General features: G+C 52.9%; 22 protein-coding genes and 1 pseudogene. 16 read left to right on the forward strand and 7 right to left on the reverse strand.

Translation table 11 applies throughout. From position 1 onward, the window contains the following. Positions 1 to 29: 29 nt before the first annotated feature. Positions 30 to 2,351 carry a heavy metal translocating P-type ATPase gene (locus tag BKD14_RS04875; protein WP_075654460.1) on the reverse strand — a complete coding sequence of 774 codons (2,322 nt, stop codon included), beginning with the start codon at positions 2,349 to 2,351 and terminating at the stop codon, positions 30 to 32. A gap of 75 nt (positions 2,352 to 2,426) precedes the next feature. Here BKD14_RS04875 and BKD14_RS04880 point away from each other — a divergent pair, with 75 nt between their 5' ends. Together BKD14_RS04880 and BKD14_RS04885 are read left to right on the forward strand one after the other, a co-directional pair. Further along, a complete protein-coding gene (locus BKD14_RS04880) occupies positions 2,427 to 2,876 on the forward strand; it encodes a helix-turn-helix domain-containing protein (protein WP_075654461.1) in 450 nt (149 codons plus the stop codon). A gap of 25 nt (positions 2,877 to 2,901) precedes the next feature. Next, positions 2,902 to 3,249 (forward strand): ArsC family reductase, encoded by a 348-nt coding sequence (locus BKD14_RS04885; protein ID WP_075654795.1) that lies wholly within the window; start codon positions 2,902 to 2,904, stop codon positions 3,247 to 3,249. A 27-nt stretch (positions 3,250 to 3,276) separates the two neighbouring features. Here BKD14_RS04885 and BKD14_RS04890 read toward each other — a convergent pair whose 3' ends face one another. Next, entirely contained in the window at positions 3,277 to 4,296 is a 1,020-nt protein-coding gene (locus tag BKD14_RS04890; RefSeq protein ID WP_075654462.1) for a polysaccharide deacetylase family protein, read from the reverse strand. Between the two features lie 410 nt (positions 4,297 to 4,706). Here BKD14_RS04890 and BKD14_RS04895 point away from each other — a divergent pair, with 410 nt between their 5' ends. From BKD14_RS04895 to BKD14_RS04920, 6 genes are all read left to right on the forward strand, one after another. Beyond that, entirely contained in the window at positions 4,707 to 5,378 is a 672-nt protein-coding gene (locus BKD14_RS04895) for a tetratricopeptide repeat protein (RefSeq protein WP_075654463.1), read from the forward strand. 59 nt (positions 5,379 to 5,437) lie between these two features. Next, complete coding sequence (gene der, locus BKD14_RS04900; RefSeq protein WP_075654464.1) at positions 5,438 to 6,877, forward strand: ribosome biogenesis GTPase Der; 1,440 nt, start codon at positions 5,438 to 5,440, stop codon at positions 6,875 to 6,877. 86 nt (positions 6,878 to 6,963) lie between these two features. Then, entirely contained in the window at positions 6,964 to 7,545 is a 582-nt protein-coding gene (locus BKD14_RS04905) for a histidine phosphatase family protein (RefSeq protein WP_075654465.1), read from the forward strand. A 100-nt stretch (positions 7,546 to 7,645) separates the two neighbouring features. Beyond that, positions 7,646 to 8,608 carry an L-threonylcarbamoyladenylate synthase gene (locus tag BKD14_RS04910; RefSeq protein WP_075654796.1) on the forward strand — a complete coding sequence of 321 codons (963 nt, stop codon included), beginning with the start codon at positions 7,646 to 7,648 and terminating at the stop codon, positions 8,606 to 8,608. Between the two features lie 23 nt (positions 8,609 to 8,631). Beyond that, positions 8,632 to 10,047 (forward strand): FAD-binding oxidoreductase, encoded by a 1,416-nt coding sequence (locus tag BKD14_RS04915; RefSeq protein ID WP_245293557.1) that lies wholly within the window; start codon positions 8,632 to 8,634, stop codon positions 10,045 to 10,047. Between the two features lie 588 nt (positions 10,048 to 10,635). Then, entirely contained in the window at positions 10,636 to 11,202 is a 567-nt protein-coding gene (locus BKD14_RS04920; protein ID WP_028233813.1) for a DUF6101 family protein, read from the forward strand. Between the two features lie 196 nt (positions 11,203 to 11,398). Here the strand turns inward: BKD14_RS04920 and BKD14_RS04925 are convergent, their stop codons facing one another. The 3 genes from BKD14_RS04925 to purD form a co-directional block, all read right to left on the reverse strand. Then, the gene (locus BKD14_RS04925; RefSeq protein WP_075654797.1) at positions 11,399 to 12,151 is read right to left on the reverse strand and encodes a crotonase/enoyl-CoA hydratase family protein; all 753 of its coding nucleotides are present in this window, start codon (positions 12,149 to 12,151) and stop codon (positions 11,399 to 11,401) included. A 2-nt stretch (positions 12,152 to 12,153) separates the two neighbouring features. Continuing rightward, positions 12,154 to 13,920: an acyl-CoA dehydrogenase gene (locus BKD14_RS04930; protein WP_075654467.1), complete on the reverse strand. Its 1,767-nt coding sequence runs from the start codon at positions 13,918 to 13,920 to the stop codon at positions 12,154 to 12,156. 252 nt (positions 13,921 to 14,172) lie between these two features. Continuing rightward, the gene (gene purD, locus BKD14_RS04935; protein WP_245293558.1) at positions 14,173 to 15,480 is read right to left on the reverse strand and encodes a phosphoribosylamine--glycine ligase; all 1,308 of its coding nucleotides are present in this window, start codon (positions 15,478 to 15,480) and stop codon (positions 14,173 to 14,175) included. 102 nt (positions 15,481 to 15,582) lie between these two features. Between purD and ubiA the strand changes: the two genes are divergently transcribed. Further along, entirely contained in the window at positions 15,583 to 16,566 is a 984-nt protein-coding gene (ubiA, locus tag BKD14_RS04940) for a 4-hydroxybenzoate octaprenyltransferase (RefSeq protein ID WP_075654798.1), read from the forward strand. A gap of 51 nt (positions 16,567 to 16,617) precedes the next feature. Here ubiA and pdxH read toward each other — a convergent pair whose 3' ends face one another. After that, entirely contained in the window at positions 16,618 to 17,229 is a 612-nt protein-coding gene (gene pdxH / locus BKD14_RS04945) for a pyridoxamine 5'-phosphate oxidase (RefSeq protein WP_022711642.1), read from the reverse strand. A gap of 519 nt (positions 17,230 to 17,748) precedes the next feature. Here pdxH and BKD14_RS04950 point away from each other — a divergent pair. The 4 genes and pseudogenes from BKD14_RS04950 to BKD14_RS04965 form a co-directional block, all read left to right on the forward strand. After that, a pseudogene (locus tag BKD14_RS04950) lies at positions 17,749 to 18,129 on the forward strand (RT0821/Lpp0805 family surface protein); the annotation flags it as partial. A gap of 357 nt (positions 18,130 to 18,486) precedes the next feature. Further along, positions 18,487 to 19,407, forward strand: a complete 921-nt coding sequence (locus BKD14_RS04955) for a DnaJ C-terminal domain-containing protein (protein ID WP_075654469.1) — start codon at positions 18,487 to 18,489, stop codon at positions 19,405 to 19,407. Between the two features lie 209 nt (positions 19,408 to 19,616). Next, positions 19,617 to 20,435 carry an enoyl-ACP reductase FabI gene (fabI, locus tag BKD14_RS04960; RefSeq protein ID WP_075654470.1) on the forward strand — a complete coding sequence of 273 codons (819 nt, stop codon included), beginning with the start codon at positions 19,617 to 19,619 and terminating at the stop codon, positions 20,433 to 20,435. Positions 20,436 to 20,446: 11 nt separating this feature from the next. Continuing rightward, positions 20,447 to 21,046, forward strand: coding sequence for a histidine phosphatase family protein (locus BKD14_RS04965; protein ID WP_075654471.1), 600 nt, complete (start codon positions 20,447 to 20,449; stop codon positions 21,044 to 21,046). A 77-nt stretch (positions 21,047 to 21,123) separates the two neighbouring features. Here BKD14_RS04965 and BKD14_RS04970 read toward each other — a convergent pair whose 3' ends face one another. Then, the gene (locus BKD14_RS04970; RefSeq protein WP_022709980.1) at positions 21,124 to 21,381 is read right to left on the reverse strand and encodes a DUF1344 domain-containing protein; all 258 of its coding nucleotides are present in this window, start codon (positions 21,379 to 21,381) and stop codon (positions 21,124 to 21,126) included. Positions 21,382 to 21,673: 292 nt separating this feature from the next. Between BKD14_RS04970 and aroC the strand changes: the two genes are divergently transcribed. The 3 genes from aroC to BKD14_RS04985 all read left to right on the forward strand — a co-directional run bounded on the left by aroC (position 21,674) and on the right by BKD14_RS04985 (position 25,060). Next, complete coding sequence (gene aroC / locus BKD14_RS04975) at positions 21,674 to 22,765, forward strand: chorismate synthase (RefSeq protein WP_075654472.1); 1,092 nt, start codon at positions 21,674 to 21,676, stop codon at positions 22,763 to 22,765. 83 nt (positions 22,766 to 22,848) lie between these two features. Then, complete coding sequence (ribB, locus tag BKD14_RS04980) at positions 22,849 to 23,955, forward strand: 3,4-dihydroxy-2-butanone-4-phosphate synthase (protein ID WP_075654473.1); 1,107 nt, start codon at positions 22,849 to 22,851, stop codon at positions 23,953 to 23,955. 142 nt (positions 23,956 to 24,097) lie between these two features. Then, positions 24,098 to 25,060, forward strand: coding sequence for a histone deacetylase family protein (locus tag BKD14_RS04985; protein ID WP_075654474.1), 963 nt, complete (start codon positions 24,098 to 24,100; stop codon positions 25,058 to 25,060).

Raw genomic sequence — 25,060 nt, forward strand, 5'->3', positions numbered from 1 at the left:
GGATGGTGCCCTGTTTTATATCGTGGAGATTATGGTTTCCAGCGCAGCAAGCGCATGGCATTGGCTGTCACCAGAACCGTGGCACCGGTATCGGCCAGAATGGCTGGCCAAAGGCCGGTAATGCCGAGAATGGTGGTAATCAGGAACACCACCTTCAATCCAATGGCGAGCGTAATATTCTGCTTGATATTCGCCATGGTTGTTTTTGACAGGTCGATCATATTGGCAACGTCAGTCACGCGGCCATGCATGATCGCGGCATCGGCAGTTTCCAGTGCAACATCAGTGCCGCCGCCCATAGCAATACCGAGATCGGCTGCGGCCAGTGCCGGAGCATCATTGATACCGTCACCGATTTTCGCAACCACCTGCTTATCGGCTTTCAGTTCACCGACCACGCGGCGCTTGTCTGCCGGCATCATTTCCGCATGGACTTCCATGCCGAGATCACGGCCGATCGCTTCTGCCGTACGGCGGTTGTCACCGGTCAGCATGATGGTGCGGATACCCTGAGCCTGCAGCGCTTTGATACCCTGACGCGCATCTTCACGCGGCTCATCCCGCATGGCGATACCACCGGCAAGCTGGTCGCCGATCATTAGCAGCGAGACGGTCTTGCCCTGATCATTCATATCAGCGATGCGCTTCTGATCCGCATCGGAAATGCTGGTCTTGGCGGCGATAGCTTTCGGAGAAGCCAGTAGAATGGCTTTGCCGTCAACCGTACCGGATACACCTTTGCCACCGAGCGCTGCGCCGTCATGTACCTGCGGCAGAGTCAGTTTGCGATCTTCCGCAGCCTTGAGAATGGCAACAGCAAGCGGATGGCTTGAGCCCTGTTCCACAGCCGCCGCATAGCGCAGCACTTCTTCTTCCGAGCTGCCAAAGGCGATGATGTCTGTGACAACCGGTTTGCCTTCTGTCAGCGTGCCGGTCTTGTCAAAGGCGGCTGCGGTTACACGACCGGCGCTTTCCAGAACTGCACCACCCTTCATCAGCAGGCCACGGCGGGCACCGGAAGAAAGACCGGCAGCAATCGCGGCAGGCGTGGAAATAACCAGCGCACAAGGACAGCCGATCAGCAGAATGGCCAGACCTTTATAGATCCATTCATTCCAGTCACCACCGGCAACAAGCGGCGGTATAATCGCCACCAGAGCAGCAAGGATCATCACCGCAGGTGTGTACCAGACCGAGAAACGGTCGATAAAACGCTCGGTCGGTGCTTTGGATTCCTGTGCTTCCTCAACCTGTGCAATGATGCGGGCAATGGTGTTGTTCTGCGCCGTGGCAGTGACTTTAACCCGCAAGACAGCATCGGAATTGATGGTGCCTGCGAAAACCTTGTCGCCGACTTCTTTATTCTTAGGCGTGCTTTCACCGGTCACAGGGGCTTCATTGACGGCGCTGTTTCCGCTGATAATTTCACCATCGGCGGCAATACGGTCACCCGGACGCACCAGAATAACCGCACCAAGCGCGAGAGTGGATGCATCCTGCTCAATGATCTGACCGTCTTTTTCCACACGCGCGGTTTTTGGCACCAGATCGGCAAGACCGCGAATGGAGTTGCGGGCACGCCGTGCAGCCACACCTTCCAGAAGTTCACCGATCAGGAACAGGAAGACAACCATCGCGGCTTCTTCCACAGCACCGATAAACAGCGCGCCGACAGCGGCAACGGTCATCAGTGTTTCAATGGAAAACGGTGTGCCGAAACGGGCACCGGCCAGAGCGCGGCGGGCAATCGGCACCAGCCCCACCAGCATTGCAGCGGAGAAAATATAGATTTCATATTGCGGTACAAAATGGCCGAGAAGATAGGCCGCAACAAGTGCCGTACCCGCAGCAATGGTCAGTTTGGCTTTGCCCTGCTGCCACCACGGCTTGCTGTCTTCATCCGTGCCATGGTCATGCATATGCAGCGGTGAGGTTTCTTTGGCCTGCACTTGTTTCTGCTCGTGTGCATGGCTGTGATTATGGGTTTTATGATCATGCGAGGCATGATCGTGGCTGCTGTGGTCGTGACCTGCGTGATCATGATCATCATGGCTATGCTTGTGGTCATGACCGGAGCAGCAGGCATGTGCTTCGGTTTCCGGCTCTGCAACAGCAGCGCCTTGATTGGCACCCATATAGCTGGATTTATAGCCGAGTTTTTTCAACTGGCCAGTAATGGCATCAGCTTCAACACCATTATGAGTTACAGTCATGGTGCCTTTGGTGACTGAAACATTGACATCGCTGATCTGTTTGCCAAGGCGGCGCACAGCGGTGTCAATTTTCATGGCGCAGGAGGCGCAATCCATGCCTTCGACGCGGAATTTATCCTGACGGACGGGACCGGACATCTCCAATTTCCTTTTCTCTTGCATCTTTTGAGAAAGACCCTAAATGCTCTAGTGGCTATAGGAGCAAGCGGAAAAATGGACAAAAAAGGTTATACGATTGGCAAAGTTGCAGCACGCAGCGGTGTTAAAGTGCCAACTATCCGTTTTTACGAGCAAATCGGGCTGATCCGCGAGCCTGAACGCACTGAGAGTCAGCGACGGGAATATGGCGCGGAGGATATTAAGCGCCTGACTTTTATCCGCCATGCGCGTGATCTCGGCTTTGAAATCAATGATATCCGTGAATTGCTGGCAATGACCGAGACGCCCAATGCATCCTGTCACGAGGCAGATTCGATTGCGCGACGTCATCTTGATGAGATTGAAGACCGGATTGAGCGCTTGTCAGCCTTGCGCGATGAATTACGCCGCATGGTCAGTGAATGTGATCACGGACGGGTTTGTGAATGCAGGGTGATCCAGATACTCGAAGATCACAGCCAGTGCGGTCACGATCACGATCATCCGGCACAGACGCTGAAATAGCATTATCTGTAAGAGAGGAATGGACGTGACTGTAACTATTTACGGAATTAAAAACTGTGACACGATGCGCAAGGCACAGGACTGGCTGAGCGCACAGAATATTGCCTTTGACTTTCATGATTATAAAAAGGTTGGTCTGGATCGTGCCAAGCTGGAAAACTGGTGCCAGACACTGGGCTGGGAAGTGGTAATCAACCGTGCAGGTCAGACATTCCGTAAACTCGATGATGCACAGAAGCAGGATTTAACTGAAGCCAAAGCCATTGAGCTGATGCTCGGTAATCTGTCGATGATTAAACGTCCGGTTCTGGAAAAGGACGGCAAATTGCTGGCCGGTTTCAAACCGGAAATCTACGCGGAATTTTTTGCTTAAACCTTCAAACTGCCGTTCTCTGTTCTGTCAGAGAACGGTTTGTCTTTTATGCAGCTCCGGCTCAGCCAGATAATCCTGATAGCTGACACAGCGCACATCCTCACGCTTGCACACATCACGGGCAAAACGCTCCAGCGCATTCCAGTAAGCGCCGTTATTCATCAACACAAAGTGGAAGCCCATTTGCAGCGGAATACGCTGGCCGTCATATTGTTTGTTGAACGCATTCATAAAGGCATCATAGCTGCGCTGCCCAAATTGCGCTGCCTGTTCCGGTTTTTCTTTGCCGCCCGAATGACGCACATAGAGATTATAGTCCATGGCAATAACGGGTTTGCGGGCAGGGCCTTCCGGTATCAGCGGCAAGCCGAAACTTTTGAGACCTGCAAGATTCTTTGGCAATTCGGGCCCTGAGGTCACGCCGCTGGCCTGATAGGCAAAACCGCTTTCACGCAAAGCTGTCTGCACCGGCTTGTCATCGGAGAGATAGGGCGCACGAAAGCCGGTGATCTTGTTATAGACCAGATCTTTCCAGCCTTCCGGTTCGCCGTCAATTTTATTGGCGCTCCATGCATTGCCGACAATAGTGCGGAATGCCTGAATTTCCTGCGCCCATTCTTTTGCAGTCCAGCTCTTGCCGTCAAAATGGCCGCAACCGTGGCTGGCAATTTCATGGCCTTCCAGATTAGCTTTCCACACCTGATCGAGACGGGTGGCAATTTCTGCTTTATCCTGTGCAAAGCCGACATTGGAGCGGCCTGCTTTCATACGCGGTGGCTGATATTGCGCGCGGTCTGCGCGCTCCAGATAAAACACGCAGGAGAGAAAATAGGTGAAATGCGCACCGGTTTCCTGTCCCAATGCGCGGCTGCGCTGCCAGAGCTTGTTATCATGCGCGCCGTCAAAGGAAATAATCACCACCTGTTTCGGGCGGGTATCAGCCGGTTTTTCCTGTTGCTGAGGCGCTGCAGGCATATCGGGCATAGCCTGCGCAGCCGTGGCCAGACACAGAGAAACCGCAAAACCGGAAAGAAGAGACTGATACATGAAAACGAAAGCTCATTGCGAAATCGGAAGCGGATTGATTAGGTATGAAATGTGGCAAAGCACAGGCAGAGAGCGCTCTGCGGCCAAATGGATGCACAAAGATGCTCTGATCTCTTGATACTGTGCCATTGGTTTGAGCGCTAGAGCGGTTTACGTCCAGATTGGATCATAGCGCTCGCTCTAAATTTTTTATTTGGTCGCATTATCACGGGCGTCAAGTTGATCCAACTTGACTGTGAAATGCTCTAAGCAGCGCAAATTAAGGAATTATGCAGGAATTCGCAATCAGGACTACCATCTGTCGGCGATTCCGACTAAAAGCCGGATAGGTGTGTTAAGTTGCGGGCTGTGTATATAGTCCGTGCTCTTGATGCATATTCGATAATCTTGACAAGTTTCACAGGGTATTCATGACAGACGACAGCTTTATCCGCGAAGTCAACGAAGAGCTCCGCTCAGAACAGGTGCGCGCTGTATGGCGGCGTTTTGGTCCGGTTTTGATCGGTGGCGCGGTAGCCGTTGTTATCGGTACAGCCGGTTATGTCGGTTATGAATATTGGCGCGAGAGCAAAGCGGCAGTGTCGGGCGACCAGTTCCTGACAGCGCTTGATCTGGCCGGTGAAAAGAAAACAGATGAAGCCCTGAGCGCTCTGAAGAAGCTGGAAACCGAGGGTGCCGGGTCTTATCCGGTTCTGGCACAGTTGCGCACAGCAACATTGCTTGAGCAGAAAAAAGACATGGCCGGTGCGGTCACTGCTTTTGATGCGGTTGCAGCGGACAGCAAGGCACCGGTTGCCCTGCGTGATGTTGCCAAGCTGCGGGCGGCCTATATTCTGGTCGATACCGGCTCTTATGAAGATGTTGCCCAACGTGCGGAAACACTGAGCGCGGATGGTAATCCGATGCGCGGCTCTGCCCGTGAAGTGCTGGGTCTGGCGGCTTATAAGGCAGGTCGTGCAGACGATGCCCGCAAACTGTTCCAGCAAAATGCGGATGATGCGGCAATCCCTGTCAATCTCCGTCAGCGTGCCAATACAATGCTTGACCTGATGCGCAGCTCAGAGACTGCAGCAAAAGGCTGAAACACTCATTAGAGCGGTACGGTTCAAGTGCCGCTCTATAATACGGAAAAATAAGCTGAATGAGCTTTACACTCGCAATTATCGGACGTCCGAATGTCGGCAAGTCCACACTGTTTAACCGCATTGTCGGGCGCAAACTGGCGCTGGTCGATGATACGCCGGGTGTTACCCGTGACCGTCGTATCCACGACGGCAAACTCTATGATCTGCATTTCAAAGTTATAGACACTGCCGGTCTCGAAATTGCCGAAGCCGGTACGCTGGAAGGCCGTATGCGCGCGCAGACCGAAGCCGCGATTGACGAGGCTGATGCGGTTCTGTTCGTGATTGATGCCAAAGCCGGTCTGACGCCGACGGATATTGAATTCGCGCAGCTGGTACGCAAATTCAGCAAGCCGATTATTCTGGTTGCCAATAAGTCTGAAGCCCGCGGCGCTGATGCCGGTCTTTATGATGCCTATCGTTTGGGTCTGGGCGAGCCTTGCCCGATCTCCGCTGAACATGGTCAGGGTTTGCCTGATCTGCGCGATGCGATTGTGGAGGCCATCGGCAAAGAAAAAGCCTTCGCGGAAGAAAAAGCCGAAGAAGAATTTACGCAGGAAAAAATCGGCGCACTGGTTGGTGAAGACGTCAGCGATGAGGATGAGGAAATCATCCCTGAATATGACGCGACCAAGCCACTGCGCATTGCCATTGTCGGACGTCCGAATGCCGGTAAGTCCACAATGATTAATACGATGCTCGGTCAGGATCGCCTGCTGACGGGCCCTGAAGCCGGTATTACCCGCGACTCGATTTCCGTTGAGTGGGAATGGCGTGGCCGTGAGGTTAAGCTGTTCGACACCGCCGGTCTGCGCCGCAAAGCGCGCGTGCAGGAAAAGCTGGAAAAGCTCTCCGTTGCCGATGGTCTGCGTGCCATTCGTTTTGCGGAAGTGGTGATTATCGTTCTCGATGCGACCATTCCTTTTGAAAAGCAGGATTTGCAGATCATCGATCTGATTATCCGTGAAGGCCGTGCGCCGATCATCGCTTTCAATAAATGGGATCTGATCGAAGACCGTCAGGCATTGCTGGCTGATCTGCGTGAAAAGACCGAGCGTCTGCTACCGCAGGTACGTGGCATTCGCGCTGTGCCGATTTCCGGTGAAACCGGCCATGGCATTGATAAGCTGATGGAAAATGTGGAAATGACGCACCGTATCTGGAATACGCGCATCTCTACAGGTCGTCTGAACCGCTGGCTCGAAGGTGTAATTACCCATCACCCGCCACCGGCAGTGGCTGGCCGTCGCCTTAAAGTGAAGTATATGACGCAGGTCAAGACACGCCCGCCGGGCTTTATGGTGTCCTGCTCGCGCCCTGATGTGATGCCGCAATCCTATGTGCGTTATCTCATCAATGGTCTGCGTGAAACATTCGAGATGCCGGGCGTGCCTATTCGTTTGTCCTTGCGTACATCGGACAATCCTTTTGCCGGACGCGCAAAGAAGAAGCGCTGATGTCATCTTGGTGATGTATTTTAAAATCCTGCCGGAAGTGTTCCGGCAGGATTTTTTATTGCCGGTAAAAGATTGGCAGGAATGCAATGCAGCTGATTTTTCTGAGCCATCCGCAGGTTGTTGTTGATCCGGCTGTGCCTGTTGAGCACTGGCATTTGTCACAAGCGGGCAGGGCTGCGTTACAACAGTTTCTCGAACGTAAAATCTGGCCGGTGCCGGATATGATCTGGAGCAGTACGGAAACCAAGGCGCAGGAGAGTGCTGCTTTATTGGGCGCGTATTTTAACAAGGCTGTGCAGAGCCATAGTGCTTTGGGAGAAAATGACCGCTCCGCAACAGGGTTTCTTCCTCCGGCAGAGTTTGAACAACTTGCTGACCAGTTCTTTGCTCAACCGCATCATTCCGTGCGCGGTTGGGAAAGAGCGGTGGATGCACAGGCGAGAATTTGCACGGCAGTTCGTGATATTATGGATGCTGCTGCCAAGGCTCAACATAAGAACATTATCATCTGCGGTCATGGGGCAACCGGCACATTGCTTTATTGTGCGCTGGCCGGATTGCCGGTTTCCCGCCGCTATGATCAGTCCTCGCAGGGGCATTATTGGCACTATGATCACGGGGCAAAACAGATGCTGCATCATTGGCGAAACATCAATGATCGCAGCTGACAGGGATTACAGTCTTGCATCGCGTTTCATGGTTCTGTAGTCAGAGAACATGCAGGTCCTGACAGTGCTGCCAGCTTGCAAAAAATTGCAGGAGCGCGGCATGGCACAAATTATTTCTACTGACATTTCATCTCTTGAACTGGCTGCAAATGCGCTGGGCACAGGCAAACTTGTGGCTCTGCCGACCGAGACTGTCTACGGACTGGCCGCTGATGCTACCAATGGCAATGCGGTTGCCGGTATTTTCTCAGCCAAAGGCCGCCCGCATTTCAATCCGCTGATTGCGCATATGGCGACGCTTGCAATGGCTGAACGTTATGTTCAGTTTGATGATCTGTCCCGTAAACTTGCGGAAAAATTCTGGCCGGGGCCGCTGACACTGGTGCTGCCGGTTCGTGATGGTGCGGAAATTCATCCGCTGGTGACCGCCGGTCTCACAACACTGGCCATTCGTATGCCGCGCGGGCCGGTGCGTGAGATCATCGCCATGCTTGACCGCCCGCTGGCCGCTCCGAGTGCCAATAGTTCGGGTCGCATCAGCGCCACCTCGGCACAGGCGGTGCAGGATGATCTGGGTGCCAAACTCGATCTGATCGTTGATGGCGGTGCCTGTGTGGTGGGGCTGGAATCCACCATTGTTAAAATTGAAAATGGTCAGGCATTTCTGCTGCGTCCGGGTGGTCTGGCAGCAGAAGAGATCGAAGCCTTTCTCGGTCAGCCTTTGCATCGTCTGGATCAGCGTGCGGCCATTCAGGCGCCGGGCATGATGGCCTCTCACTATGCGCCGGATGCAGCGATGCGGTTGAATATCTCTGAAGTTCGGGAAGGCGAGGCGCTGCTGGCTTTTGGAGCGCAGCGTGCAACGGGTGCGGATAAAGCGGCTGCGGTGCTGAATTTAAGCCCTACAGGTGATTTGCATGAAGCTGCCGTGCATTTGTTTGATTATATGAAAAAGCTGGATGCAGCAGGGGCGAAGACGATTGCCGTTGAGCCGGTGCCGCATCATGGTCTGGGCGAAGCAATTAATGATCGCTTAGCGCGCGCGGCTGCGCCGCGCGATTAGTTGAATTTGGGCGGAAACAGATGATGACGATTTCAGAAGAGTTGATCGCACGCTTCACTGCAATTGTCGGTGAGAAAAATGCACTCCGCGATCCCGCCGATCAGATTTCCTATTTAAGCGAGCCGCGCGATCTGTTTCATGGCCGCGCTGCTTTGGTGCTGCGCCCTGCATCGGTGGATGAAGTCTCTGCCATTATGAAACTGGCCACTGAGACGGCAACACCTGTGGTGCCACAGGGCGGTAATACCGGCCTTGTCGGTGCGCAGCAGCCGGATAGCAGCGGACGGGCGATCATTCTCTCGCTGTCGCGTCTCAATAAAATCCGCAATATTGACACGATCGGCAATCTCGTCACGGTTGAAGCCGGTGTGGTTTTGCAAAATTTGCAGGAAGCCGTACAGAATGCCGGACGGTTGTTCCCTCTGTCGCTTGGCGCGGAAGGTTCCTGCCAGATCGGTGGCAATCTCTCATCCAATGCCGGAGGCACGGCTGTGCTGGCCTATGGCAATATGCGCGAATTATGCCTTGGTCTTGAAGTCGTCTTGCCGGACGGGCAGGTGCTGAATGATCTGCGCCGCGTGAAAAAAGACAATACCGGCTATGATCTGCGTGATTTGTTTATCGGTGCTGAAGGCACGCTCGGGGTTATCACCGCGGCTGTGCTGAAAATGCACCCGCAGCCGAAAGGCAAAGCGGTGGCCTATGCAGGATTGCAGTCGGGGCAAGATGTGGTGCAGCTGTTCCGCTTGGCGACCGATCAGGCAGGGCAGGCGCTGACCGGCTTTGAGCTGATGCCGCGCATTGGTATGGAATTTATTCTGCGCCATATTGCAGAAGCGCGTGATCCGCTGGAAAACGCCTATCCGTGGTATGTGCTGATCGAGATTTCCTCTGCGCGTTCCGAGGCCGATGCGCAGGAAATGATGGAAGCTGTTCTGACGCAAGGTTTTGAGGCCGGACTGGTGCAGGATGCAGCCATTGCGCAAAATGGTGCGCAGGCTGACCTATTCTGGAAAATGCGTGAGGAAATGTCTCCGGCGCAGAAGCCGGAAGGCGGCTCAATCAAACATGATATTTCTGTGCCTGTTGCTTCAATCCCTGCATTCCTTACGGAAGCGGCGATTGCAGTTGAGGAAATGATCCCGTCCGCGCGTGTGGTTTGTTTCGGCCATATTGGTGACGGCAATCTGCATTATAATGTTTCGCAACCGGTCGGGGCGGATAAACAGGCATTTCTGGCACGCTGGCATGAACTGAACCACCGCATCCATACGATTGTGATGAGTTATAATGGTTCCATCTCGGCAGAGCACGGTATCGGCGCGCTGAAGCGTGAAGAATTGCGGGCCTTTAAACAGCCGCTGGCGCTGGAATTGATGCACCGGATCAAACAGGCTTTTGATCCGAAGAATATTATGAATCCGGACAAGCTGCTTTGAACTGAGCCATGTTAAAGTTTAAACATTGAGCCGCCGTTTCGTTAAGAAGCGGCGGCTCAATTGTTAAAAACAGGCCGCTTTGCCCACCGCTCATCATAAACGAGCGGTAAATATCCACATTCTGAGCAGCAAAAACGCGGTTAGCAAAAGATTGATGTGCTGTCCGGCGTGTTTAACGCGGATTTAATGTCCACAGCCTCAACCTTAATAACTGGTTGCTGCCGGATTGTGGTTTTCAGACAATCTTCAGATTTGGAAGCTCCGGAAGCGGTAAAATGCTGTTGGCGAAGCAGAACGGGCGCTTATTGTTTAGCTCTTGTTAAAAATCATGAATATTCGCTGATTTTCATGGTTTAAATGCTGTTTACCGGTCTTTCCGAAGTCTTACTTCTGCTTGGCCGATAGTTGGAATCTGTAAACCATTCCCGCAAAGACAGAAGCATTAACCGTGTCATTTAAGCAGATTGGTGACTTTGCCGCGCTATTCTTGTGTCCAACGAAGCCAAAAAGGCTCGCAAATATAACAGGACCGAAAATAAAAATAACAGCGGTTCTCAGAAGCAACAGGGCGCGAAAACAATGAACCAGATGCTGGAAAAACAGGACAAACCAGTTTGGGCGAGCAGGGAGATCCGTCTCGATCCTTTCCAGTTCCCGCAGAGCGTATCTTACGCTTCAACGGGCGAGCAGGAAGATGTGACTTTCACGATCAATGAGCGTGGCGCAGTGCTGCGACGCGTATTGCCTTCCAGCGGTTTGCCAATGTCTGTGGCATTGCCTGCCCATGTGTTTCTTGGCGTGACTGCCCGTGCAGTTGAAGATGAACAGGGTCTGATTACTGTGACATTGGAACTGATGCACGAAGACCCGCAAATGTCTGTGCCGCTGCTGGTAGCGCATGATCTGGATGATGTTGCCGCCGACTGGCATGCATGGGCGAATGCTTACAAGCTGCCGATGCTTCTGGTTGAGGCCGATGGTGTTGCCCGTCCGCTTTATGACAGCATTGGCGGTGTTACAGCTTCGGCCAGCACAGAGCGTCGTCAGGGACAGGAACCGCGTCGTCGCCGTCCGCGTTTTCTGGCACGCCGCAAAACCGGTTCGCTGGGCGTGAGTTTGAAGATTTCTGGCCGCGAGATTATCTCGCGAGTGTAAAAAGTTGAGATCATCTCGCGAGTGTAAAAAAAGCTGAGATTATCTCGCTAGTTTAAAAGACAGGAAATTATTTCGCGCGTTTAAGAAACCGAAGACTGTCTCGCGCGTTAAAGAATTAAATATGTGATCTCCAGTCACAGAACATGCAAAAAACCGTATGCTTGAAGGGGCATACGGTTTTTTGCATTGTGTGGAGTTATTTCTTGCGGGAAAGAAATGCGCCGACAGCCTGTGCAGTCTCGGCAGATTTCAGGCGATCAGCAAAAATCTGTGCTTCGCGGTCGATCCGGTCTGTGAGCGGTTCTGCAGCACTGCGCAGCAAATCACGGGTCAGTTGCAGGGCCGCAGGCGGGCGTGCGGCAAGTTTCTGAGCGGTTTTCAGCACTTCCGCTTCCAGTTCATCTTCCGCCACAACGCGCCAGACAATGCCGGCTTTCAGCGCCTGTTGTGCGGTCATGGCTTCCCCCATGGCCAGCAGGGCAAAGGCACGCTGATAGCCCATGATTTTAGGGGCAAGCAGGCTTGAACCGGCTTCCGGCACCAGCCCGAGATCAACAAATGGCGTGTGAAACACAGAGCGCGGTGTCGCAAAGGTCAGGTCGCAATGCAGGTTCAGCGTGGTGCCGACACCGATTGCCAGTCCGTCAACGCCGGAGATCAGCGGTTTGCGTGTCAGTGCCAGCCTGTGCAGAAAGTCGATAATTTCCTCACCGAGACTGCCTTGTGACAGGGCTGCATGCATAAAGTCCTGCATGTCATTACCGGCGGAGAATGCACCGGGCTGACCTAGAATAACGCTGACACGGATAGCGTCGTCGCTGTCAGCCTGTTTCAGTGCCTCGGCAATACCGTGATACATATCACGGGTGATGGCATTTTTCTTTTCCGGCCTGTTGAGGCGGATAATTTGTACAGCATCCTGACGTTCAATCTGAAGAAATTCGCTCATCATCAAATATCCTGCAAAATTGTTGCGGCATTGGTCAGGCTGGCTGCGCCATTAAGTACGACCTGTTTAAGTGCGGCAGTTTCCTGAAGCGTGTTTTCGGCAAAGAATGCGGCAAGGGCAGCAGTCCGGTCGTCATGCAACCCCGCTTTGGTGAGATAAAGCGCGCCTACAGTCAGCGAGAGCAGACGCTGATAGGGTGTGGCACCGCAAAGCGCTGTCTGACTATCGCCTTTAACTATGCAATCCTGCAGGAAGCGGGTGGCTTCTTCTGTAGCATCCAGCGCAGTTTCAAGCTGCGGAGCGACTGCGGAGAGCTTGCCGGAGGTTTTGGCCTGTCCGGCAATATCGCGTAATTCCTGCAGGAAACCATGAATATGGCCACCATTTTCCAGTGGTAATTTGCGCATCACCAGATCCATGGCCTGAATACCATTGGTGCCTTCATAAATCGGCAGGATACGTGCATCACGCAGCAACTGCGCGGCGCCGGTTTCTTCAATATAGCCCATGCCGCCATGCACCTGAATGCCGAGAGATGCCACATCCACGCCGCTATCGGTGGAGAAAGCCTTGGCAAGCGGGGTCAGCAGGCTGGCGCGGTTTGCCCAAAAATCCGCTTTGGCACTGTCGGCTTTGGCCATGTCCAGCGCCTGCGCACAGGAGTAGCAAATCGCACGGGAAGCCTGTGTCAGCCCCTTCATGGTCAGCAACATACGTTGGACATCCGGATGCTCGATGATCGGGCTCATTTCTGCGCCCTTCGGTGCATTCAGGGAACGTCCCTGACGGCGCTCCGCCGCATAGGCACGGGCTTTCTGATAGGCAGCTTCGGCAATCGCAACACCCTGAATGCCGACCAGTAAACGGGCATTGTTCATCATGGTGAACATATAGACGAGGCCTTTATGCTCCTCGCCGATCAGATAGCCGACAGCGCCTTTGTCACCCGTATCACCAAAACCGTCGCCATAAATCATGGTGCAGGTCGGTGAGGCGTGAAGGCCGAGTTTTTCTTCCAGTCCGGCGCAGAACACATCATTGCGTGCGCCAAGCGAGCCGTCTTCATTGACCAGATATTTCGGTACCAGAAACAGCGAAATTCCCTTAGTGCCTGCCGGTGCATCGGGCAGGCGTGCCAGCACCAGATGCACAATATTATCGGTCAGATCATGCTCACCATAGGTGATGAAGATTTTTTGCCCGAAAATCCGGTATGTCCCGTCATCCGCCCGTTCAGCACGGCAACGCAAAGCGCCGAGATCGGAACCAGCCTGCGGTTCGGTGAGGTTCATGGTGCCTGACCATTCACCGGAAATCAGTTTTTCCAGATAGGTGTTTTTCAGTTCATCACTGGCATGATGTTCCAGTGCTTCAACTGCACCCATCGTCAGGGTTGAGGCAATAGCAAAACCAAGGGAGCCGGAGTTCCACATTTCCGCAACGGCAACCGAGAGCAAAGTCGGCAGGCCTTGGCCGCCATAGGCAGGATCGCCGGTCAGGGCGTTCCAGCCGCCATCCGTCCAGTCTTGGTAAAGTTCTTTCCAGCCTTCTGCCGTGGTGACCTTAGCATCTTTAAGCGTTGCGCCCTGATGATCGCCTTTGGTGCGTAGCGGAGTGATGCGCGTCTCGCTGAACTTTGCTGCTTCCTGCAAAATGGCTTCAACAATATCCGGTGATAATTCTGAAAACAGTTCGGTTTTCAAAAGCTCCGGCAGGTCTGCAACCTGATTGAGTGTCTGGCTGATTTCAGCAAGTGGCGCGCGATACATCTGCTTCCTCCGTTTGGCGCATTCCGTTGAAAGAATGCAGCCGTAATTCTCCTTGCAAATATTGGTATCGGCTTATTACGTAAACGTCAATAAATTCTCAGAAGAGCAAAACAAGAAAAAACCCGCCGGAGAGGCGGGTTTTAAAAGCATGATCCCAAAAAGTGGGAACCGGTTTTTGGATAAGATTATGCTCAAATAAAGAGTTCAAACGGGATGATAATTTAATTTAACATCATTCCGTTTGAAAAGGCTTTATCGGGCTGATTTTTCCCGTTCAACGGCGCGCCAACCAATATCCGAACGGCAGAAACCTTCTGGCCAGTCGATTTTAGACACAGCCTGATAGGCTTTCGCCTGAGCCTCGGAGACTGTCTTTCCGGTGGCCGTTACATTGAGAACGCGACCGCCATTAGCCAGCAGCTCGCCATCTTTATGCACAGTGCCTGCATGGAACACTTTCACATCCGGCAGAGCATCAGCCTCTTCAACGCCTTTGATGACTGTGCCTTTACGCGGGGAGGCCGGATAGCCTTCCGCAGCCATCACCACAGTGAGGGCGGCATCATCGCTCCAGCGGATTGAAACCTGATCCAGCATTTTATTGACCGCTGCCAGCATTATCACCAGCAGGTCGTCTTTAAGGCGGGTCATCAGTACTTGACATTCAGGGTCGCCGAAGCGGGTATTATATTCAATCAGCTTAGGGCCGTCTTTACCGATCATCAGACCGGCAAACAGCACGCCACTGAAAGGTGCGCCGATCTCGGCCATGCCACGCATTGTCGGTTCGATCAGCTCCTTCATCACCCGTTCCGTCATGGCTTCATCCATGATTGGCGCAGGGGAATAAGCGCCCATGCCGCCGGTATTGGCACCGGTATCACCGTCACCGACGCGCTTGTGATCCTGCGCGCTGCCGAAAGGCAAGGCTGTGGTACCATCGCAAATGCAGAAGAAGCTGGCTTCTTCACCGTCAAGAAACTCTTCAACCACAACTTCAGCACCGGCATCGCCGAAATGGCCTTCAAAACAGGCATCCACGGCATCCAGCGCTTCTTCCAAAGTCATGGCAACGACCACGCCCTTACCGGCGGCAAGGCCATCGGCCTTTACAACGATCGGCGCACCTTGCTCACGGATATAGGCTTTGGCTTTTGGCGCATTGTTGAAGCGGCCATAGCTGCCGGTCGGAATATCAAAACGGGCGCAGAGATCTTTGGTGAAACCTTTTGAGCCTTCCAGCTGAGCTGCGGCCTGCGAAGGGCCGAATACTTTAATGCCTGCAGCGATCAGCTGATCGGTAATACCGGCAACCAGTGGTGCTTCAGGCCCAACTACGACCAGATCAATCTCAAAGCTGTGGCAGAAGGCAATCACAGCGTCATGATCGTCAATATCCAGATCAATCAGTGTGGCACATTCGGCAATGCCTGGATTGCCCGGTGTGCAATAGAGGGTGCCGAGCAGCGGAGATGCTGCCAGTTTCCAGCTGAGCGCGTGTTCACGGCCACCGGAGCCGATCAGCAGAACTTTAAGAGCGTCTGAGGGGGAGGTGGTCACAGGCATTTCTCCATATGTGCTTGAGGCTTGCTCCTCCTTTACGAAATCGGTAGAGAATTTAAAAGCATTTATGAGAATGCAACTGCGAAAGGTTTGCATAACATGGTTCAGATTCAGGCACGCGGGCAAACGGGCAAGGTTATGGACGCGCCGTCCGGCCATTGGGTCTACCGGTTATTGCCGCCAAGCCTGTGGCCTTATGCGCAGCTTGCCCGCTGGGATCGCCCGATTGGTTGGCAGCTCCTGCTCTGGCCATGCCTGTGGTCTGCAGCTTTGGTAGCGAGTGCCGGTGCCAAACCCGGAGACGATATCTGGACTGTGCTGCCTTCGCTTTGGCATATGGTGCTGTTCCTGATCGGCGCTATTGCCATGCGCGGAGCCGGTTGCACACTCAATGATCTGGCGGATCAGGATATCGACGATAAGGTAGCACGTACCCGTTCTCGCCCGCTGCCATCCGGTCAGGTCAGCCGCAAACAGGCTTGGGTTTTCTTAGGGTTGCAATGTCTGGCCGGTCTTGCTGTGGTGCTGCAATTTAACTGGTTCACCGTTGCTTTGAGTTTTGCATCGCTGGTGATTGTTGCAGCCTATCCGTTTATGAAACGTATTACTGACTGGCCGCAGCTGGTGCTGGGTATGGCTTTTTCATGGGGTGCATTGGTGGCGTGGTCGGCGCAAACCGGTTCTCTGTCTCTTTCGCCTGTGCTGCTTTATATCGGCGCGATCCTGTGGACGATCGGCTATGACACGATTTATGCCCATCAGGATAAGGAAGATGATGCACTGGTGGGCGTGCGCTCGACTGCCCGTTTGTTCGGCGAGAAAACCAAGCTGGCGCTGATGCTGCTTTATGGTGGTGCGCTGATGTGCTTTGCCGGTGCGTTTGCTGTGGCAGAAGTGCCGATGCCTGCACTGGCCGGTCTGCTTGCAGCCGGTGTGCATCTCTACCGCCAGATCGTTGTGCTGGATATTGATAATCCTGAACAATGCCTGCGCCTGTTCCGTTCCAATAATATTGTCGGCTGGCTGATCTTTGCCGGTCTGGTGCTCGGCTCTTTGTGGGTTGTGGTTAAGCCGGTGATCTGATCCGGATCAGATAATAAAAAAAGCCGCTCTGAAAAAGAGCGGCTTTTTTGTTTACGGATAGAATTTCTGGGTTGTCCAATCGCCTTCCGGTGCATCGCGTTTGAAGATCAAACGATCGTGCAGGCGGAATGGGCGGTCATGCCAGAATTCAATATAGGTTGGTTTGATGCGGAAGCCCGACCAGTATTCAGGGCGCGGAATTTCACCAATGGCATAGCGCGCAGTATATTCGGCAACCGCTTTTTCCAGTGCAAAACGGCTTTCCAGCGGGCGGGATTGTTTGGAAGCCCATGCGCCGATGCGGCTGCCGCGCGGGCGCGACTTGTAATAAGCATCAGCTTCCTCTGCCGTTACCTGTTCGACAGGGCCGCGCACACGGATCTGACGGCGCAGGGATTTCCAGTGGAAGCACATGGCTGCTTTACCGGCTGACAGGATTTCGCAACCCTTCTGGCTCTCGTAATTTGTATAAAATACAAAGCCATGCTCATCGAAATCTTTCAGCAGCACCATGCGCACATTCGGCATGCCGCTTTCGTCTACGGTTGCCACTGCAACAGCATTCGGATCATTCGGCTCGGATTTTGTTGCATCCTCTAACCATTCTGCAAACAGACGAAAAGGCTCGGTCGCAGTTGTAAAATCATTCGCTGATGTCGTCATATCGGTATGTTCACTTGCTTGGTAATTGGAAGGCTTCAGCGGTGCTTAACCCGCGCCTCCATCATCATGACCAGCATAAGTTGCATGACCGGCTGTGCTTGTGAAGACCCGCAAGTTTATTATTGTACAAAAACCGGCTGAGATATCGGATGAAGGCCGTGTTGCGTCTTTAGTCTGCGGATCGGAAATAGCCGCGAAAACAACAAGAAATAATCACAAAACGCGAATAAACGGGCGCATATGCGGAATGCTGTGAAAACATGTTTCAGAAGCCTTTGACGGCTGCTATCGATTTGTTTACCTTCTGCACAAACCGCTTGTTAACGCAGACCGGCACATAATAAACGCCTGTTTTCAATTAACACCGGAATGTCTTTACGGATATTCTGTTCTTCAGCCTGTCAGGACGATCATTTGCCAGTCACTACAATGACTTCAGAATTACGGAAAAGCGGTTTTTTGCAGTTGATGCGGGGGGCATCCTGCCGTTTTCTTATGGTCGCCTGTACTGTTTCTGTCCTGTCCGGCTGCGCAATGTCCGGTTTTGATCTTGAAAAAGCGATGCCGGATAAAAACAGTATTACCGGTTCTGTCGCAAAACAGCCTGCTGTGACAGCAGAAGTCAATGACAGCAGTAAAGTATCGGATCAGAATACCATCCGGAATGTGGTCTCCGCTCTGAACTTCACGCAATGGGGCAAGACACCGATCCCGTGGGCTAATCCGGATACCGGCAGTCAGGGAACAATCACGACTGTCGCCGAGAAAAAGACGGATGCCGGACTGTGCCGCGAATTTGAAACCTCGCGGGAAGCCTTTGACGGTGCTGCACTTTATCGCGGACAGGCCTGTATGGCGCAAGGTGGTGCCTGGGCTTTAACCTCTTTTGCCCCGATTTAATAATTATACGGAAATTGAAACGCAGGATTTGCAGATGAACGGCTATATTTGCCGTTTAACATCTGGAAAACAGCCGTATTGATACGCATATTGCTGTATAAAAGCATGCCGGAACCATGCCGCGAAACACTGTCGCTGTCTTTACAAGCTGATCGGGTGTTTAATCCGCGGGTAAAATGGTGCCGTATAGATAAAGCGTGTTGTGTGAAATTTGATCTACTGCGCTCGCTTTATCTTTTTGATTTGACGCATGTCTTTGTCCCAAAACCGGTACCCGCTTTGGGGAGACATGCGCTAAGCTCTTATCAGATGACAGGTGATTCTGTTTGGTAATCACCGCAGCCATGAAGGAATATTATGCGCGATCCCTATAGCGTATTGGGCGTCGCTAAAACGGCGAAGCCTGAAGAAGTAAAATCTGCTTTTCGTAAACTGGCCAAGAAATATCATCCGGACCAGAATCAGGATGATCCGAAGGCGCAGGAGAAATTTGCCGAAATTAATCAGGCCTATGAAATTATTGGCGACAAAGACAAGCGCGGTCAGTTTGACCGTGGCGAGATTGACGCCGAAGGAAAACCGGCAGGTTTTGCCGGTCATGGTTTTGGTGGCCAAAGTGGCGGTTTTCAGGGCGATCCGTTTGCCGGTTTCCGTCGTGGTGGTGCTGGCGGGCAAGGTGGCTTCCAGCAGGGTGGTTTTGACGGCGCAGAGGACATTCTGAGCAGCATTTTCGGTGGTGGTTTTGGCGGCGGCGGAAGCCGGACACGCAGTCGCGCACCGTCAAAAGCGCCGGATCTGAAAGCCTCGATCTCTGTTTCTCTGGAGCAGGCGGCAGGAGCCGAGAAGGTTGAGGCGGTTTTCCCGAACGGCAAGAAACTGTCGATCAAACTGCCGAAATATGTTGAGGACGGCCAGACGATCCGCCTGAAAGGTCAGGGAGAAACCATTCCCGGTGCTGTTGACGGCGATGCATTGGTAACAATCAATTTCAAAAAACACCCGCGTTTCCGTCAGGACGGGCGTGATTTGCATCTTGATTTGCCGGTGCAGCTCAGTGATGCGGTGCTTGGTGCCCGTGCTGAAGTGGAAACTTTGAGCGGACGTGTGGCTGTGCGTATTCCTGCCTGGTCAAGCTCGGATAAGATTTTGCGTCTGAAGGGCAAAGGATTGCCTAATAAAACGGGAGATGCTGCGGATTTATTCGTGCATATCCGGATTATGTTGCCTGAAAATGGTGATGAAGAGCTCGAATCGCTATTGCGTTCACGGGCAGGATAAAGTGATTCACGGGTGGATTCGCGCCCGTGAATACTGCTTTATATTGCTGACGGGAACCGTTACATATTAGAAACAACAAGCTGATATTTGCACTTAAATACCTGCTTTCAAGGGGAAGGGGGACAAAATTTACTGTCCTTGCTTGAAGCCAATGCTGTGCTGTGCGATAGGCAGCTATTCAGATTATATTTTTTTATGAGGTATGGTGAATGACCACCAAATCCGGTTTGTTGCAAGGAAAACGCGGGCTGATCTTGGGTCTGGCCAATAATCGCTCAATCGCCTGGGGTATTGCCAAGGCTGCACGGGATGCCGGTGCGGAGATCGCTTTAACTTATCAGGGCGATGCGATGAAGAAGCGCGTCGAGCCGCTTGCGGCTGAACTGGACGCGCTGGTCAGCGGCCATTGCGACGTGACTGACGACGCATCCATGGATGCGGTTTTCGCTCTGATCGAAGAGAAATGGGGCAAGCTCGACTTCCTCGTTCATGCTATCGGCTTCTCTGATAAGGATGAGCTGACCGGCCGTTATCTCGATACTTCGGCAGAAAACTTCTCCAACACGATGCTGATCTCGGTTTATTCCTTCACTGCGCTGGCCAAGCGCGCGGAAAAACTGATGACAGACGGCGGTTCTATGCTGACACTCACCTATTACGGTGCAGAAAAAGTTATGCCGAACTACAATGTGATGGGTGTTGCCAAGGCCGCTTTGGAAGCCAGCGTGAAATATCTCGCTGTTGATCTCGGTCCGCAGAATATACGCGTTAATGCGATCTCTGCCGGCCCGATCAAGACGCTTGCGGCTTCGGGTATCGGCGATTTCCGCTATATTCTGAAATGGAACGAGTATAACGCACCGCTGCGTCGTACCGTCAGCATTGAAGAAGTCGGCGATTCAGGCCTGTATTTCCTCTCCGATCTTTCCCGTTCCGTGACCGGTGAAGTTCACCACGTGGACAGCGGTTATCATACAATCGGTATGAAAGCCGTGGATGCACCGGATATTTCGGTTGTAAAAGACTGAGGACAGCAGGAATGGCACGGGAAATCATTTACTTCTCGCGTCATGGCGAGACGGACTGGAATGTCTCCCAGCGTGTGCAGGGGCAGATGGACATTGATATCAATGCCCATGGCCGCACACAGGCTGACCGCAACGGCGATATGCTGAAGTCGCTGATTGGTGCTGCAGAAGGATTTGACTTTGTTGCAAGTCCTCTGCGCCGTACCCGTGAGACGATGGAGCGTATCCGCACCCGTATGGGGCTCGATCCGCTGGCTTACCGCACTGATCCTTTGCTGATGGAGGTGCATTTCGGTGACTGGCAGGGGCATATGATGGAAGAGTTCGAGGCTGCCGGTGTCGGTAGTGCAAGTCTCTTGCAGCAGCGTGAGCGTGATAAATGGAACTTTGTTCCGCCGGGCGAACAAGCCGAAAGCTATATGATTCTTTCAGGGCGCGTTGCCAAATGGCTTGAAAGCGTGAAGGGCAAAACAGTGTGTGTGACCCATGGCGGTTGCATTCGCACTTTGTTTTATCTGGTCGAAGGCATGAGCGGGCAGGATGCAGCGCATCTTTCCGTGCCGCAGGACAAGCTTCTGAAGCTTGAAAACAACCGTCTTGAATGGGTTTGAATAAAGCAGCTTCTGTATAATAAAAAAGCGCCGGAAACGGCGCTTTTGTCATTTCATGGTGGCCGGTAATTACGGGTTTAACCGCCGTCGGCTTCGTCAATATTGCTGATATAGCGAACATTATCGACGAGATCATAGGTCACAATAACCTTCATGCCCTTTTCAATCGCACTATAATCGAATTCTCCGGGCAGGCGGTAATCTTTGCCATTGTCCAGCGTAATGGTTTCCGTATCTTCATTGATCTTGGTGATCTTACCCTCAGCATCGTCTGCAAGCGCAGTGCCTGCAAAGAGCGGGGCGAGTAACACCGTGAGAATGGCCAAAATACGCATGAGAAATCCTTGTGCGTTATAAAATCCGGTTCTGAAGCTGCAGGTCAATTATGGCATTAGCACGACCTGCTTCTCTGAAACGCTCTGCTGGAGAGACTAGATCATATCCGCAGATTTTCGCAACATTTTCCGGTTGTTTGGTGCCGATACCGCAAACAGTATCGATTAGCGCCGCTTTTTTGTGCGCCGGTCTTTCTCTCGTTTGACCACTGCTTAAAAGGCGAATAGAAACAGATTACCAAACTGAAATTAAAATGAGCCGCAAAGAACCGGTTCAATCTTGGGGTTTTCTATGTCGCATAACAGCTTTGGCCATCTTTTCCGCGTGACGACCTGGGGCGAAAGCCACGGTCCGGCGCTGGGCTGTATCATTGATGGCTGCCCTCCGGGTATTCAATTTACCGAAGCTGAAATTCAGGCCTATCTTGATAAGCGCAAGCCGGGCCAGTCAAAATATACCACGCAGCGCCGCGAGCCGGATCAGGTGCGGGTCTTGTCCGGTGTTCTCACCAGTGAAGACGGGGTGATGACCACCACCGGCACGCCGATTTCCATGATGATTGAGAATGTGGATCAGCGTTCAAAAGATTATGGTGAGATTGCCCGCCAGTATCGTCCGGGACATGCGGATTATGCCTATGATGTGAAATACGGCCTGCGCGATTATCGCGGTGGCGGACGTTCTTCTGCGCGTGAAACCGCAGCGCGTGTTGCTGCCGGTGCGATTGCCCGTAAAGTTGTTCCGGGTTTGAAAATCCGTGCAGCATTGGTCGGCATGGGTATTCACAAGATCGACCGCTCCCGCTGGGATTGGTCCGAGGTCGACAATAACCCGTTTTTCACACCGGATGCAGGCTCAGTAGAGCTGTTTGCCAGCTATCTCGATGGTATCCGCAAAAACGGTTCTTCCATTGGTGCAGTGATTGAAGTTGTGGCTGAAGGTGTGCCTGCCGGTATCGGCGCGCCGCTTTATGCCAAACTGGATCAGGATATTGCGTCCAATCTGATGTCGATCCCTGCAGTAAAAGGCGTTGAAATCGGTAATGGCTTTGAGGCCGCGACGCTGACCGGTGAAGAAAATGCCGATGAAATGCGCATTGATGCCGATGGCAATCCGGTCTTCCTGTCGAATAATGCCGGTGGTATTCTTGGTGGTATCGCAACCGGTGCGCCGATTATTGCACGTTTTGCCGTGAAACCGACCTCATCCATTCTCACGACACGTCGTTCTATTGATGTGGATAAGAAGGAAGTGGATGTCATGACCAAAGGCCGTCATGACCCGTGCGTTGGCATCCGTGCTGTGCCGATTGGTGAAGCAATGCTCGCTTGCGCGATTGCGGATCATTATTTGCGTCACCGCGGCCAGACTGGCCGCGTCTGATAACCATGGGACTGGTCGCGTCTCAATTCGGTGCGGCCAGAGCAGTTATATGTGATGTTCTTTGAAAGATTACGGAGTGAAGCATGAGCTATAATCAAAAACAGGTTGTTGATGCACTCCGTGCTTTTGAACGCGGTGAAATCGTTGTTGTTATGGACGATGACGGGCGTGAAAATGAAGGCGATCTGATTGTCGCTGCTGTCCATTGTACGGCAGAGAAAATGGCATTCATCGTGCGTCATACATCCGGCATCGTCTGCACACCAATGCCGAAGGAAGAGGCCAAACGCCTCAATCTGACGGCAATGGTGGCGGAAAATGATGCACCGCATTCCACTGCCTTCACCATTACTGTTGATTACAAACACGGCACGACAACCGGTATTTCTGCCGATGACCGCACGCTGACTGTACGCAATCTGGCGAACCCGAATGCAGGGCCTGCGGACTTCGTGCGTCCGGGGCATATTTTCCCGCTTGTAGCGCGTGAAGGCGGTGTGCTGATGCGTTCCGGTCATACGGAAGCGGCTGTTGATCTGTGCAAGCTGGCCAATCTGCCGCCTGTTGGTGTGATCTGCGAACTGGTCAATGATGATGGTTCTGTCATGCGCGGGCCTCAGGTTACGGAATTCGCGGAAACACACGGATTGCACCGCATTACCGTTGCCGATCTGATCGCCTATCGCCAGCGCAAGGAAACGCTGATTGTGCGCATGGGCGAGACTGAGGTGGACACATCGGCGGGTCACGCCTGTGCATTTACCTATCAGTTGCCATGGGAGCCGATGCAGCATGTGGCTCTGGTTTTCGGCGATATCCGTGACGGTGAAGATGTGCCGGTGCGTCTGCATCGGGAAGATGTGCTGGCAGATACATTCGGTGCCGGTTCCGGCCTTGATGCGGTGCTGAAGCGAATGGCTGCCGAGAAGCGCGGGGTGCTGGTGTACTTGCGTGAAGGGTCTGTCGGCGTCGGTAAAAATGACAAGTCGCGCCGCCGTGCGGAAAATCATGACAGGGAAGAGCACAAAGAAGCACAGGCGCGTGAAGAAGAATGGCGCCAGATCGGTCTTGGTGCGCAGATTCTGAAAGATCTCGGCATCAGTTCCATCCGCCTGCTGGCTTCCAAAGAGCGCCATTATGTCGGATTGGAAGGTTTCGGTATTACTATTCTTAAAACTGAAATCTTGTAACTTTATTCTGCCTGATTAGAGCGCCGTGCGCCCCATTGGGCGCACAAAACTCGCCCTAACGCTTTAAAATGCGAGCATAATTCTACCTTAAACTGATTCAAATTTAAGAAATTATGCTCTGAGCAGGCAGATACAGGATATTATGGCAACCAGACTTTACTCGCATCCGGTCTTTCTTGAGCATCTGACGCCGGCGGGGCATCCTGAGCGTCCGGATCGGTTGCGGGCTTTATTCAGCGTTCTGGAAGGCTATGATTATTATGCGCTCGATCAGGTGGAGGCACCTGTTGCCGATGAGCAGGCGTTGGAGCTTGTGCATCCGGCCTCTTACCTGAAGCAAATCAAAGCACAGATTCCCGATCCGCTTGATGAAGAACAACTGGCTTCCGGCATGGCACAACCGATTGTGAATGTCGGACAGGACACCTATGTCAGTCCGCAAAGCTGGCATGCCGTGCTGGCGGCAACCGGCTCTGCCCTTGCTGCGGTCGAAGATGTATTTAACGGGCAAGCGGATAATATCTTTATTGCTGCCCGTCCGCCAGGTCATCATGCTACGGCCGATACGGCGATGGGTTTCTGCGTCACCAATACGGCCGCGATAGCTGCCCGTTATGCGCAGAGCCATTTTGGAGCTGAGCGCGTAGCGATCATCGATTGGGATGTGCATCACGGTAACGGCACGCAGGACATTTTCGCGGCGGATAAGAATGTGCTGTTCTGTTCAACACATCAGGCGCAGATTTATCCGGGTACTGGTTTGGTCAAGGAGACCGGTGTCGGTAATATCGTGAATGCGCCTTTGCTTGCTGACAGTGGCAGTCGGGAGTTTCGTGAAGCTTTTACTTCCCGTATTTTACCGGCATTGGACAATTTTCGCCCTGACCTGATCTTGATTTCAGCGGGCTTTGATGGTCATTATCTTGACCCATTGGCTCAACTTAATTTGACCGAAACAGATTATGATTGGGTGACAGGGCAGGTGATGGAGCGCGCCGACCGGTTTTGTAATAACCGGCTGATCAGTTTTCTTGAAGGCGGATATGATTTACAGGGCTTGTCCTTTTCCGCCGCAGCGCATATTACGCGTTTAATGAAAGGATAA

Source organism: Pseudochrobactrum sp. B5, from assembly GCF_001939785.1.
Lineage (GTDB): Bacteria > Pseudomonadota > Alphaproteobacteria > Rhizobiales > Rhizobiaceae > Pseudochrobactrum > Pseudochrobactrum saccharolyticum.